The sequence below is a fragment of the Pseudomonas sp. MDT1-17 genome (assembly GCF_054898105.1).
Genome location: NZ_JBUBVM010000001.1, coordinates 4,621,217 through 4,634,152, shown reverse-complemented (window position 1 = coordinate 4,634,152; position 12,936 = coordinate 4,621,217). Strand labels below are relative to the sequence as shown.

The following is a 12,936-nucleotide window of genomic DNA, read 5'->3' as shown; positions in this document are numbered from 1 at the left end:
GTCCAAAGCCGCGCCATCCGTTAATTCGTCGACCGCCACTTGACGTTTTCCACGCCGAATTTTTCAGCCATCGGCTTGCTGGTTTTTTGCACCTTCTCTCGGCCGAAGCGAGGGATTCGTCCGACCCCCGCGTCGCAACTCGCCCAATGCCAAGCCTCCGCGTTATCCATCTTGTCCAGGCGGATGATGAAAGACTTGGGCGCGCCATGAAGGGTGTATTCAATGACGAAAAGTTTTGCGTTGTTCATAGAGCCCGTATTCCTCCCTGTGGTAATACAAGGATCGTTTGGGTTGCGGAAAATTCACTCGGATTGTCAGATGGATGCCGCCAGTAGCGACGAGACGGGTGGCTCGTTACCCTGCACTCTCTGAAACTCCCAATGATTGCTGGCCATGGCCCTTGCCGCGCCCCCAGACTTGAGTGACACCGATGTGCCTGGAAAGACGCGTCATAGCAAGCATAAAACCACCCGGTTCAAACAAATCTCAGAACTGATAGCCAACGCCGGCGTAGTAACCCCAGCCGTCGGAACAGGCGCGGAAGTTACCGTCGCCAAAATTCTACTCGCTGCCATCCTCCCGGTTGCCGCCGCTGTGGAAATAACGAAATGTTCAAAGCTTGGAAAAAGCTAGGAAATTGATGGTTTAACTGTCCTTTCGGTCAAGGCTTTCGTGGGACCTCGGGGCGCTGACGTTGATGTAGACTCCTCGGCATTGACTTCACAAGGCGTGCCCCCTATGAGCGAACCGATTCGTCTGACCCAATACAGCCACGGCGCAGGTTGCGGCTGCAAGATTTCTCCCCAGGTGCTGGAGGTGATTCTGGCCGGCAGCGGGGCGCAGAACCTTGACCCGAATCTCTGGGTCGGCAACGCCTCGCGCGACGACGCGGCGGTGTATGCCATCGATGAAGAACGCGGCGTGGTGTCGACCACTGACTTTTTTATGCCGATCGTCGATGACCCGTTCGATTTCGGCCGTATCGCCGCCACCAATGCCATCAGCGACATCTACGCCATGGGCGGCGATCCGTTGATGGCGATTGCGATCCTTGGCTGGCCGGTCAACGTACTGGCGCCGGAGATTGCCCGAGAAGTGATTCGCGGCGGGCGTTCGGTCTGCGAGGAGGCGGGGATTCCGTTGGCCGGTGGGCATTCCATCGACGCACCGGAACCGATCTTCGGCCTCGCCGTGACCGGTTTGGTGGAGAAGCGCCACATGAAGCGCAACGACACCGCCACCGCCGGTTGCCTGCTTTACCTCACCAAACCTTTGGGCATCGGCATCCTCACCACCGCCGAGAAGAAGGGCAAGTTGCGCCATGCCGACATCGGCCTGGCCCGCGACTGGATGTGCACCCTGAACAAACCCGGCAGCCGTTTCGGCAAACTCGACGGCGTGACCGCGATGACCGACGTCACCGGTTTTGGCCTGCTGGGGCATTTGGTGGAAATGGCCGACGGCAGCAACGTGACCGCTCGCATCGAGTACGACCGCGTGCCGCGTCTGCCGGGTGTCGAGTATTACCTCGACCAAGGCTGCGTGCCGGGTGGGACGTTGCGTAACTTTGACAGCTACGCCAGTAAGCTGGGGCGTCTTCAGGAAATGCACAAACGCGTGCTCTGCGATCCGCAGACCAGCGGTGGCCTGCTGGTTGCGGTCACCCCCGAAGGCAACGAACACTTCCTCAAAGTGGCTGCCGAACTGGGCCTGACGCTTGAGCCGATCGGTGAACTGATCGAGCGACAGACCAACGCGGTTGAGGTGTTTTGATGTCTATGGAATTCACCGATTACCGCGACATCTTCCTCAACGATCGGCCGATGATGGATGCCCGCGCGCCGATTGAGTTTCTCAAAGGTTCATTCCCCGGCGTCCTCAACCTGCCGCTGATGAATGACCACGAGCGGCAACGGGTTGGCACCTGTTACAAGCAACACGGCCAACAGGCGGCCATTACGCTGGGGCACGAATTGGTGTCAGGCGAGATAAAAACCGCTCGGATCCAGGCCTGGACCGATTTTGCCCGGGCTCATCCTGATGGGTATTTGTATTGTTTTCGCGGTGGCTTGCGTTCGCAGATCGTCCAGCAATGGCTCAAGGACGAGGCGGGCATCGAGTATCCGCGCGTCGGTGGCGGCTATAAGGCCATGCGCACCTTCTTGCTGGACACGGTCGATCAGGCGCTTGCCCAGTGTGATTTTGTCTTGCTGGGCGGCATGACCGGCATTGGCAAAACCGAAGTGCTTACACAGTTGAGCAACGGGCTGGACCTTGAAGGTCACGCCAATCACCGCGGCTCGAGTTTCGGTAAGCGCGCCACCGGCCAACCCTCCAACATCGATTTTGAAAACCGCTTGGCGGTAGACGTGCTGAAGAAGCGCGCCCACGGCATCGAGCAGTTTGTGCTGGAAGACGAGAGCCGTATGGTCGGCAGTTGCGCCTTGCCGCTGCCGCTGTTCCAGGGCATGCAACAGTTTCCGATGGTCTGGCTTGAAGACAGCCTGGAAGGGCGGGTCGAACGGATCCTGCGCGATTACGTGGTGGATTTGTGTGCCGAATTCATCCGAGTGCATGGCGATGAAGGCTTTGCGCTGTTTTCCGAGCGCTTGTTGGAGAGCCTGAATAATGTGCAGAAACGCCTGGGCGGTGAACGCCATCGACGGATGTTGATTTTGATGGAAGACGCGCTGGCGGCGCAGGCGAGCAGTGGGGCAGTGGACCTGCATCGGGGTTGGATCGAAGGGCTGCTTCGCGAGTATTACGACCCGATGTATGCGTTTCAGCGGGAGAAGAAAGGGTCGCGGATTGAATTCGCCGGGGAGCGGGCTGCCGTCCTCGAATACCTGCGAGACCGCAGCAGCCAGCGGACAGGGGGTTAAGTAGCGCCGCCCCGATCAACCCGCTGCAGCTGACACTTACGTCGGACAGGTCTCGCGCCCATGATCCAGGCCTTGCTTGTAGGCGTGGCTCTGCACACTGGCCTTGCCGTTGTGCCAGGTCAGGGTGAGCACGTACAGCGAGTCGTAGTCGTTGGACTCCCAGTCATCGGTGATGGTCTGTTTCTTGCCGACGGCTTCTCCAGCGACCTTGTTGATCAGCTCGGGCAGGTAGCCGTGGGACCAGGCGGTGTAGATGACCGAGTTGTGATACTTGTCGTGAAGCAACTCATCGGCCAGGTCGCTGGTGTCGTTTGCCGAGAAGTTGATGTTCACCGGCAAGCCGAGCTTGATCGCGCTGGGGCTGATGGTCATCAGGGGGCGGATGTAGCTGTAGGAATTGTCCAGTTCGCCTTCCTCGACATTGCGTGTCGGGTTGGCGGCAAACACGTAGTTGGCCTTGCCGAACTTTTCCGGCAGCAAGGTGGCCAGGTCGATGGCGCGATTCAGGCCCTGGCAGTTGAGCTGGCCGAGGCCGCCTTCGGGTTTTTCCGCGTGACGCAGGAATACCAGCGTCTGGGTGCCGTCTGCCGGTTGAGCGCGGCTTTCGCCAAGGAACAGAAACAGCGCGCTGGCCGCCAACAGGGAGGGCAGGACGACATACGCGCGATGTTTGAAGCGTTTGACGAGTTTCAAAATGTTCATCATTTGAATAGGTGATCTTCAGCGCATTCGGTTAAGGCTGACAAACCTTTACACCGCGAGCTCCCAGCTTCGGGTGTTTTCCATGTCGTTGGGCCGGTCCGTTTCCGAAAGGGCAACCTTCAGAGTCCTCTGAAGCCCATTTGGTTCGATCCGAGCGAGTGCGCAGCACTGTATCGGCAACCTGAGATGGGTTGGAGCAGAGGTTATCGACAGAATGTTGCGGATTTATGGACACAGTACACGTGAGGCGCCGCTGAAAGGCTGCAATCTTTTGATCTTGCTCATCAGCAATATTGATAACGCCAAAAGATCGCAGCCTACGGCGGCTCCTACATTATGATCAGCGCCTACTTTTGCGCGTGGATGCTTCCCATGACCGATTTGTCCGCATTCCCCATCACTCAAAAATGGCCCGCCCAGTACCCCGAGTGGATCCAGCTTTACTCCTTGCCGACACCCAACGGCGTCAAGGTGTCGATCATGCTCGAAGAGATCGGGCTGCCCTACGAACCGCATCGGGTGGGCTTCAACACCCATGATCAGATGTCTCCCGAATTTCTTTCGCTGAACCCCAACAACAAGATCCCGGCGATCCTCGACCCCCATGGTCCGGGGGACCAACCCCTGGCGCTGTTCGAGTCCGGGGCGATTCTGATCTACCTGGCCGACAAGAGCGGGCAATTGCTGGCCCAGGAATCGGCAGCGCGTTACGAAACCATTCAGTGGCTGATGTTTCAGATGGGCGGCATCGGGCCGATGTTCGGTCAGCTCGGTTTTTTCAACAAATTTGCCGGCAAGGATTACGAGGACAAGCGTCCGCGGGACCGCTACGTCGATGAAAGCAAACGCCTGCTCAATGTCCTCGACAACCGCCTGGAAGGGCGTGACTGGATCATGGGCGAGCGTTACACCATCGCGGACATCGCGACCTTCCCCTGGGTGCGCAACCTGATCGGCTTCTATGAGGCTGGCGAGTTGGTGGGCATCAACGACTTCCGGAATGTCACGCGGGTGCTGGAGCGCTTTCTGGCGCGGCCGGCGGTGATGCGCGGGCTGGAAATCCCCAAACCAGTCTCGAACTGATACACCGCAAAACCTGTGGGAGCGAACAGCCTCGCTCCCACAAGGGATTGTTGCCGGTCCGGTAAGGGTTTGTTGATCTTGCGAGGTTTGTGCCCTGGATAGGGAAGGGCATAAGATTCGGCGCCTCTGTGACTTCCGTCTCGTCCTCCCTTTTTCAGGAACCCCTCATGTCCAGTCAGTTCCCCGAAGCACGTCCACGCCGTCTGCGCCGCAATGCGAGCCTGCGCAGCCTGTTCCAGGAAACCGAGTTCAGCTTGAACGATCTGGTGCTGCCGATTTTCGTCGAGGAAGACATCGACGACTTCGTCCCCATCAAAAGCATGCCAGGCGTGATGCGTATTCCGGAATCGAAACTGGCGGGAGAGATCGAGCGTTATGCCCGGGCCGGGATCAAGTCGGTGATGACGTTCGGCGTGTCGCACCATTTGGACGGCAACGGCAGCGACACCTGGAGCGACAACGGTCTGGTGTCGCGCATGTCGCGCATCGCCAAGGATGCGGTACCGGACATGATCGTGATGTCCGACACCTGCTTCTGTGAGTACACCGATCACGGCCATTGCGGCGTGCTGCACAACCATGAAGTCGACAACGACCAGACCCTGATCAACCTCGGTAAACAAGCGGTGGCTGCGGCCCGTGCCGGCGCCGATGTGATTGCCCCGTCGGCGGCCATGGACGGGCAGGTTCAGGCCATTCGCCGGGCGCTCGATGAAGCGGGATTCAGCCAGACCGCGATCATGGCCTATTCGACCAAGTTTGCCTCGGCGCTCTACGGTCCGTTCCGTGAAGCCGGCGGCAGCGCGCTCAAGGGCGATCGTAAAAGCTATCAGATGAACCCGATGAACCGACGCGAGGCCGTGCGCGAATCACTGATGGATGAGCAGGAAGGCGCCGACGCGCTGATGGTCAAACCGGCCGGCGCGTACCTGGACATCATTCGCGACATCCGTGAAGCCTCGCGTTTGCCGCTGTCGGCGTATCAGGTGAGCGGCGAGTACGCGATGATCAAGTTCGCGGCGCAGGCCGGGGCGATCGATGAAGATCGTGTGGTGCGTGAGAGCCTTGGCGCGATCAAACGGGCCGGGGCGGATCTGATCTTTACCTACTTTGCGATGGATCTGGCCCTGGCCGGGATCTGATCAAACCAAAAGATCGCAGCCTGCGACAACTCCTACAGGAGTACTCAATTCCCTGTAGGAGCTGCCGCAGGCTGCGATCTTTTGATCCTCAACCGAAAAACGGCCGAATCCCGTGATCCCGCAAGTACCGCTCGATCACCTTGGGATCGGCAGAGTTGTCGGCAATCGCCACATACGTATCCGGCCGCAACAGATAAAACCCGTTACGTCCCAGCCCAGCCGCTTCAAACGCCGGCCGCCAGTCAAACACATGCAACGGCAAATGATGTTCGTGGCACCAGGCGATCATTTCGTCGCTGGTGTCGCCATACACATGCACCTGCCAGGTCGGACACTTCAGTGATTCGAAATTGTCCCCTTCACCGTCGTGAGCCCAAGGCAGGCGATCGCCACCGTGAACATGACCGGCAACGCCCGTGCTCAAAGGCATGCCGCGATAATTCAGGGTGATCTGCGACACCGTGCGAAACAGGAACTCGCGGGAGGCCTCAAACGATGCCATTTTCGGAATCACGAACGGCGCCAGACGCGTGCGCAGCAAATCGGCCATGCGTCCTTCGGCCGTGACGAAACTGAACACCCGATCGGTGGTGGCGACCAGTTTGCGGGCAAACGCGATGCGTTCGGTTTCATAGCTGTCGAGCAACTTGGCTTCAGCGCCGCCGCTCAACACCGCCGCGAGTTTCCAGGCGAGGTTGATGGCATCGCCAATGCCGGTGTTCATGCCCTGGCCACCGACGGGGCTGTGGACGTGGGCGGCGTCACCCAAAAGAAATGCGCGCCCGGTGCGAAAATGGTCTGCCACCCGATGATGCACGCGGTACGTCGAGAACCAGTTCACCTGTTCGATCTGCACCTTCAAATGTTCGATGGCCTGGCTGCTGACGTCTTCAAACTGGAGGGCTTCGACATGATCGGCGCGCTCATCGCGTACCGTGCCGATCAGGCGGGCGCGGCCTGTAGCGGCCAAAGGAAACACCGCGAGAAAATCCGCTTCATCGAGATCCACGTGCAGTTCGCCGTTGAACGTCGGCCCGCTGGCCTGCACGTCGGCGACGTAGAAGATCTGCTGGTAAGTGCCACCCGGGAAACCGGTGTCCAGCGTCTTGCGCACAATCGATCGGGCACCGTCGCAACCTGCCAGATAGCAGGCCTGACAGGTTTCCTGCTGACCATCGGGCAGGCGCAGATGGGCGGTGATGCCGTCGCCGGTTTCTTCGAAACTTTCCAGTTCGGTGTTGCGCTCCACCTTGATGCCAAAGGCTTCGAGGCGGTCTATCAGCAGCCGTTCGTGCTCATCCTGAGGGAAGATTTCGAGGAACGCGTAGGGCGTCAGGCCTTCGCCGATGCGGGTCAGCGGCAAGTACGCCACAGGTTCGCCCTTGACCCAGAAGTTCGCCGCGCCTACTCGATGACCGTTCTGCACAATGGCAGTGCTGAGGTCGAGCTGGCGATACAGCTCCAGCGTCCGCGCCTGGACGGCCAGCGCCCGCGAAGTGGTGCCGGGTGCCGACGTCTTGTCGAGAATCCGCACCCGGATCCCCAGTTTGCTCAGCCACAGCGCCAGCACCAGCCCGGTCGGGCCGGCGCCGATGATCAATACGTCGCTACGGTTCATGAGCCTGTCCTCCTCGGGTTGTGGCTCAAGTATGGTTCAGCCCAGGCGTGAGGTCCGGCAGACTGTCCAACGGAACAGGGCGCGGCAGCCACAGTCATAGCCTGCGCCATGCCATTGATCGTATGGTTAACCCGGCTCAACGGATTTGATGGAGCAACATGCAAGCCAATCGATTGATAATGAGCGTCGCCACGCTGCTGGTTCTGGCCGGCTGCGGCACTCAGCGGACGCAGGAACCACCGGCGCGCAAGCCTGCCGAGGTCAAGGCCGAGATCGTGCGCCTGCTGCCGGCCAAAGCCACTGATCGGCAAGGCTGGGCCACCGATATTTACGCAGCCTTTGCTGCTCAGAGTATTTATCCCTCCACCCAAAACCTGTGCTCGGTATTGGCGGTCACCGAGCAGGAATCGACCTTTCAGGTTGACCCATCGGTACCGGGCCTGGGCAAGATTGCCCGCGACGAGATTGACCGCCGCGCCGCCAAAATCCATATCCCCGGCCTGCTGGTGAGCGGTGCGCTGCAGGTGAGTTCATCCAACGGAAAAAGCTACAGCGACCGACTCAATGCGGCGCGCAGCGAAAAAGAACTCAGTGCGATCTTCGATGATTTCATCGGCATGGTGCCCATGGGCCGGACGCTGTTCGGTGGCTTCAACCCGGTGCACACCGGTGGGCCGATGCAGGTCAGCATCGATTTCGCCGAGCAGCAGGCGAAGGCGTATCCGTACCCGGTGGACGGCTCGATCCGGCATGAAGTATTCACTCGTCGCGGCGGCATGTACTTCGGTATCGCCCATTTGCTCGGTTATCCGGTGAGCTACAAACAGCCGCTGTATCGCTTCGCCGATTTCAATGCCGGTTGGTACGCCAGTCGCAATGCCGCGTTTCAGAACGCGGTGAGTCGCGCTTCGGGCATACCGCTGGCGCTGGATGGCGACTTGGTCCGCTACGATTCGATCATGCCTGGCACCACGGAATTGGCGGTGCGCACCCTCGGCAAGCAACTGGACATGCGCAATCCGAGCATTCGCGATCAATTGGAAGAGGGCAAAAACGTCGAGTTCGAGGACACCCAGCTCTATGCGCGTGTTTTCGCCCTGGCCGAAAAGGCGGAAGGTCGGCCATTACCGCGTGCGGTGTTGCCCGGGATCGTGCTGCAAAGCCCGAAGATCACCCGCAAACTCACCACGGCGTGGTTCGCCAAACGGGTCGATGAACGCTATCAGCGATGTATGGCGCGTGCGGGCAAGTGACCGACCGCAACAAACAAGCGTAAAAAAACCCGGCTGATGAGGACGGGTTTTTCATTGAGTACCGCGGTAAAACCATTCATTTATGCAGCGCCTATCAACAAGGCGCCAGTCGTGCTCAGGTGTTTGCCGCCGGAACCTGGGGCGGGGGGATCGCGGCGCTTGGCTGATCGCCGTCAGATCACCTTCACCGCTCGGCCGATGAACTGAATCGGCCCCGTAGGTTTGCCGGTCGGCGAGCCATTGGGGTTTTCCAGGGTCAGCTCGAACAGCTGGTCGTGTTGCAGTGGCGGCAACTTGTCCAGCGGCACCGAGAGCATCTGCCCCGGTTTGACCAAGCCCAGGGACACCGGTCCTTGCCAGCCTTCAGCCTTGGTCCAGAACTCCAGCGCCTTGTCGGCCGGAACTTGCGCCACGCCCAGCGGGATCAACTGGATTTCCCTTGGATTGCTGGCCTGAATCACCCAACCCGGCGCTTTGTCCTGAGGGGCGACCAGTACCACCAGATAGGTCGGTTTGACCGTGGTTTGCGTCAACATCAAAGCGCCGAGCAGCAAGGTCGCTGCCAGCCCCGCCCCCGCGAGCCCGCGCCACAGCGGCAGCAGGTTCCACCAGGATGACGACGCAACTGCCGCCCCTGCTGGTTGCCGGTTCAAGGCATGCACACTGCGCTCGATGCGCTGCCACAGGTGTGGCGAGGGTGCCAGGGGTTCGGCGAAGTCAGTCAGGTCGAGCAAGCGGCGTTCCCAGGTGTCGACCGCCGTGCGCAGTTCGACATCGTCGCGCAGGCGCTGTTGCACCTCGGTACGTCGCTGCGCCGGGAGCGTGCCCAGCACATATTCGCTGGCCAGCTCGTTGAGTTCTTCCGGAGTTTCATTCGCAGGTCTGGTGGTCATCCCATGCACTCCCGCAATGCCGTCAGGCTCCGTTTGATCCAGGCTTTGACGGTGCCCAGCGGGGTGCCGAGTTTGTGTGATATTTCAGCGTGGGAATAACCGTCGACGTAGGCGTGCAGAATACAGCTGCGCCGCGCAGGTTCCAGTCGTTCCAGACACAGATGAATGCGTGACGAGTGGACCTGAGCATCGAAGGTTTCAGCGTTGTGCTGTATGTCGATCTCGGCGTGAACCTCGCGGCTGTTGTCACGGATGACATTGAGCGCCAGATGCCGGGTCACGCTAAACATCCAGCCTCGCGCCGAACCCCGCGCCGGGTCGAACCGCGCGGCGCCGACCCAGATCTTGAGGAACGCATCATGGACAATATCCTCGGCCAGTGCCGTGTCGCGCACCAGGCGTTTTGCAACCCCCAGCAGGCGCGGACTCTCCTGCACATACAAATCCCGCAAGGCCTGACGCTCGCCGCGAGCGCAGGCAGCCAGATGAGCTTCGTAATCAAAAAGAGGTTGGGGCAAGGACACAGTGCTCAGCCGTCAAAGTGGGCAATAGCCCCGGACCTGAGGACCGGGGCATGTGCAGAGCAGCGTAGACCAATTTCCCGCAAGACTGGTTTCAGTTGGCCGCCCAGAAAATATAGTCCGCCTGGTACTTCACCGTTTCCTGCTTGCCCTTGTTGGCGGCCGTGCACTCGGCGGCTGGGGCCACGCCACCCTTGAGGGCTACGCGCTGGATGTAACTCACGTCGCTCATCGCGCCTTTGCCCTCGGTCGGGTTGGCCTTGACCAATTGGTAGGGGAGATTGCCCGGGCTCGACGGTGCGACGGCCAGTTGGGTGCCGGTGACTTTCGAGCCATCTTGCGCCTGCCAGGTAGCGGGGGGGCCGAAGTAGGTGCCGACCTGTTTGCCGCTGCGATCATTGAGCACCGCTTTGGGCCCGACAAAAAACCATTCGGTCTGGCCGGCTGCATTGGGCTTGTCACGGCATTCGTAAGTGATCTCGCCGACCCCGGTGGTTTCCATGGCGACCTTGTGCCCCTCCGGCACCTTGATGCTGTCGGGCAGACCCGTCTGGGCATAAGCTGCAGGTATGGCAGCGAGTAAACCGGCAAGGCAAATCAGGTGTTTGGCGTTCATGAATTTCTCTCCGAAAATGAGTAACCCGCTCGGCAGCATCAGGGCTGCTACAGGTACTACCCATCGGAAAGCGATTTGGATGCAGTGGGTAAAAGAAATTTTCTAACATTGCCAAAGTCAGCTGCTATGTATGGACTCGCCCCCACTGTCTACCCGCTTTTGAAAAACCGTCGCCCCGTTGCATCTATGTATCAGGCCTATTCGAGGAAGCCGTCTTCGGCTTCTGGCCAAAATTGGAAGAGCTCGTGGTATGCCGATTACAGTCAGGCCTCGAAGGCCAGTAGCAGCTTAGGCATCAATCCACGCCGGTCTTACCTGGGGTCAATTTTCTTCAGCAAAGGGTCGGACAGTCAGTACCTCGGTGGCAGAACTCTATCGCTCAGTGGCTCATCGTCGCTTGCTGGCCATCACCAGCGTGGCGACGATAAGTCTGGTCATTCTGTAGAAGCACCCAGACGATTCGCAGGTTGCGGTTGGCTAGCCTGATCGCAGCCTCCTTACGGCCCAGTCGGCTCATCCAGCGCAACAAGCGGCGGTCATCGGGTTGCTGGGAATCAGGTCGTAGTTGTTGCAGTACCGCATGAGCTCCCTGGATCATCAGGCTGCGTAAATAAACATCGCCTCGCTTGGTCATGTCCCCCAGCCGGACCGTCTGCCCGCTGCTGTGCTGGTCAGGCACCATGCCAAAGTACGCGGCAAACTTGCGGGCATTGGGAAATCGCTCAGGTTTGGTTTCCTTGGCCACCAGTGCCGTGGCAGTGACTGGGCCGATGCCGCGCACAGTCATCAGTCGCTTCGCCGTCATGTCGGCGTTGGCGGCCACTTCCAGGCGTCCCGTCAGCACGCTGATGCGCTCGCCCAAATGGCGCCACTCGGCCAACAGTTCGTCGATCAGTTCACGCAGCAGGCCAGGCACCGGCTGGGTAGCATCTTCCAGTACCCGCGGAATTTTCTGGCTGATCGCAACATCGCCCTGCGCCAAGGCCACGCCGTGCTCGAGCAGCAGGCCGCGCATCTGATTACTTACCGCCGTGCGTCGACGCACATAGCCCTGACGGGCGCGATGCAGCGCCTGCATTGCCAGCGCCGCAACGCTTTTGACCGGTACTGCGCATATCTTTTCATCGCGACCAGCCCGCAGAATCGCCAGCGCATCGTTGCGATCATTTTTAGGCCCGCTGCGGTGTGTGGCCACCAAACCGGCTGGAAGAATGCGCGCCAAATTGCCTTGGTCTTGCAGCTGCCGGGCCCAGGCTTGAGCACCCGGACCGGTCTCCATCAAAACCACGACATGAGGCGGTAACTGTTGGAGAAACTCATAAAACGCCTCACGCGACTTGATCCGCTGCTCATAGCGCACCTGGCCGAGGACATCTTCACCGGCAACCTGAAAGACCTGCTTGGCCAGATCGACCGCCAAGGTTGTGCAGGCCGACAAATCGGAAGAAGACAGGGATTGATCAATCGAACTATGATTTTTCATGGACTCGCCCTCGCTGTCGTTGGCTGTTTAGACTGCCACCGTGGCGCATTGACGCCTCGGCTTGGGCGAGTCCATCCAATTACAAAGAGACAATCGCAAGGAGGTGTTTATGTACCAGCTCTACGGACACAAGAACTCTGGAGCTGCGGCGATAGAAGCCGCCCTTGAGCTCTGCGAGATTGCTTACCGTTTCATCGACGTTGAATCCTCTCCTGAAGCGACCCACGCGCTGGAGAAGCTCAATCCGCTCAAGCAGATTCCGACACTGCAATTGCCCGACGGCAGCATTCTCACCGAGAGCGCGGCGATTCTGATTCATCTGGGGCTCACGTTTCCCGAGTCGAACCTGCTGCCGAAAAACGCCGCCGCGCGGGATCAGGCCATTCGCGGCCTGGTGTACATCGTCAGTAATTGCTACGCGGCCATCGGCATCATCGACTACCCCGAGCGCTGGTTGGCCGAGGCGGATGAACCGTCCAGGCAAAACCTCGTGGCCGGCACCCGCGCGCGACTGCACCGGAGTTGGGAGGTGTTTGCCGATCAGTTTTCGGGCGATTTGTACCTGGGCGATGAAACGCCGGGGGCGCTGGATGTGCTGGCGACGGTGGTTTCCAGGTGGGCGGGCAGTCGGGAGCATTTACGCAGTGCAAGGCCCGGGTTTTTCGCCTGGCTGGAACGCATCGACCGGCACCCGACACTGGCACCGGTCTTCGCGCGGCATTGGCCGGCCTGAAAAGAGCTGC

13 protein-coding genes and 1 pseudogene are annotated in these 12,936 nt (G+C 59.8%); 6 read left to right on the top strand and 8 right to left on the bottom strand.

The window, feature by feature from the left end:
* Nucleotides 1-20: 20 nt before the first annotated feature.
* Together ACYZTX_RS21545 and ACYZTX_RS21540 are read right to left on the bottom strand one after the other, a co-directional pair.
* Nucleotides 21-248, bottom strand: a complete 228-nt coding sequence (locus ACYZTX_RS21545) for a DUF6555 family protein (RefSeq protein ID WP_461978381.1) — start codon at nt 246-248, stop codon at nt 21-23.
* A 238-nt stretch (nt 249-486) separates the two neighbouring features.
* Nucleotides 487-606, bottom strand: a pseudogene (locus ACYZTX_RS21540) (nucleoside-specific channel-forming protein Tsx); the annotation flags it as partial.
* 132 nt (nt 607-738) lie between these two features.
* On the opposite strand from ACYZTX_RS21540, the gene selD reads away from it, so the two are divergent.
* Both selD and mnmH read left to right on the top strand, forming a co-directional pair.
* Nucleotides 739-1,773 (top strand): selenide, water dikinase SelD, encoded by a 1,035-nt coding sequence (gene selD, locus ACYZTX_RS21535; protein WP_462035759.1) that lies wholly within the window; start codon nt 739-741, stop codon nt 1,771-1,773.
* Nucleotides 1,773-2,882: a tRNA 2-selenouridine(34) synthase MnmH gene (gene mnmH, locus ACYZTX_RS21530; RefSeq protein ID WP_462035758.1), complete on the top strand. Its 1,110-nt coding sequence runs from the start codon at nt 1,773-1,775 to the stop codon at nt 2,880-2,882. The genes selD and mnmH overlap by 1 nt, the downstream gene beginning before the upstream one ends.
* Before the next feature lie 36 nt (nt 2,883-2,918).
* Here the strand turns inward: mnmH and ACYZTX_RS21525 are convergent, their stop codons facing one another.
* Complete coding sequence (locus ACYZTX_RS21525) at nt 2,919-3,587, bottom strand: histidine phosphatase family protein (RefSeq protein ID WP_462035757.1); 669 nt, start codon at nt 3,585-3,587, stop codon at nt 2,919-2,921.
* Between the two features lie 369 nt (nt 3,588-3,956).
* On the opposite strand from ACYZTX_RS21525, the gene ACYZTX_RS21520 reads away from it, so the two are divergent.
* Together ACYZTX_RS21520 and hemB are read left to right on the top strand one after the other, a co-directional pair.
* Complete coding sequence (locus tag ACYZTX_RS21520) at nt 3,957-4,667, top strand: glutathione binding-like protein (RefSeq protein WP_462035756.1); 711 nt, start codon at nt 3,957-3,959, stop codon at nt 4,665-4,667.
* A 167-nt stretch (nt 4,668-4,834) separates the two neighbouring features.
* A complete protein-coding gene (gene hemB, locus ACYZTX_RS21515; RefSeq protein WP_449644027.1) occupies nt 4,835-5,809 on the top strand; it encodes a porphobilinogen synthase in 975 nt (324 codons plus the stop codon).
* 88 nt (nt 5,810-5,897) lie between these two features.
* On the opposite strand, the gene ACYZTX_RS21510 is transcribed toward hemB, so the two are convergent.
* Nucleotides 5,898-7,427 (bottom strand): FAD-dependent oxidoreductase, encoded by a 1,530-nt coding sequence (locus ACYZTX_RS21510; RefSeq protein WP_462035755.1) that lies wholly within the window; start codon nt 7,425-7,427, stop codon nt 5,898-5,900.
* Between the two features lie 158 nt (nt 7,428-7,585).
* On the opposite strand from ACYZTX_RS21510, the gene ACYZTX_RS21505 reads away from it, so the two are divergent.
* Nucleotides 7,586-8,680, top strand: a complete 1,095-nt coding sequence (locus ACYZTX_RS21505; RefSeq protein ID WP_462035754.1) for a DUF1615 domain-containing protein — start codon at nt 7,586-7,588, stop codon at nt 8,678-8,680.
* Between the two features lie 173 nt (nt 8,681-8,853).
* Here ACYZTX_RS21505 and ACYZTX_RS21500 read toward each other — a convergent pair whose 3' ends face one another.
* The 4 genes from ACYZTX_RS21500 to ACYZTX_RS21485 form a co-directional block, all read right to left on the bottom strand.
* Entirely contained in the window at nt 8,854-9,573 is a 720-nt protein-coding gene (locus ACYZTX_RS21500; RefSeq protein WP_462035753.1) for an anti-sigma factor, read from the bottom strand.
* Entirely contained in the window at nt 9,570-10,091 is a 522-nt protein-coding gene (locus ACYZTX_RS21495) for a sigma-70 family RNA polymerase sigma factor (protein WP_462035752.1), read from the bottom strand. Before ACYZTX_RS21495 ends, ACYZTX_RS21500 begins: the two co-directional genes overlap by 4 nt.
* A gap of 97 nt (nt 10,092-10,188) precedes the next feature.
* Nucleotides 10,189-10,710, bottom strand: a complete 522-nt coding sequence (locus ACYZTX_RS21490) for a DUF3455 domain-containing protein (protein WP_462035751.1) — start codon at nt 10,708-10,710, stop codon at nt 10,189-10,191.
* 379 nt (nt 10,711-11,089) lie between these two features.
* The gene (locus ACYZTX_RS21485; RefSeq protein WP_461972970.1) at nt 11,090-12,148 is read right to left on the bottom strand and encodes an IS110 family RNA-guided transposase; all 1,059 of its coding nucleotides are present in this window, start codon (nt 12,146-12,148) and stop codon (nt 11,090-11,092) included.
* A 154-nt stretch (nt 12,149-12,302) separates the two neighbouring features.
* Here ACYZTX_RS21485 and ACYZTX_RS21480 point away from each other — a divergent pair, with 154 nt between their 5' ends.
* Nucleotides 12,303-12,926, top strand: coding sequence for a glutathione S-transferase N-terminal domain-containing protein (locus ACYZTX_RS21480; RefSeq protein ID WP_462035750.1), 624 nt, complete (start codon nt 12,303-12,305; stop codon nt 12,924-12,926).
* Nucleotides 12,927-12,936 lie beyond the last annotated feature (10 nt).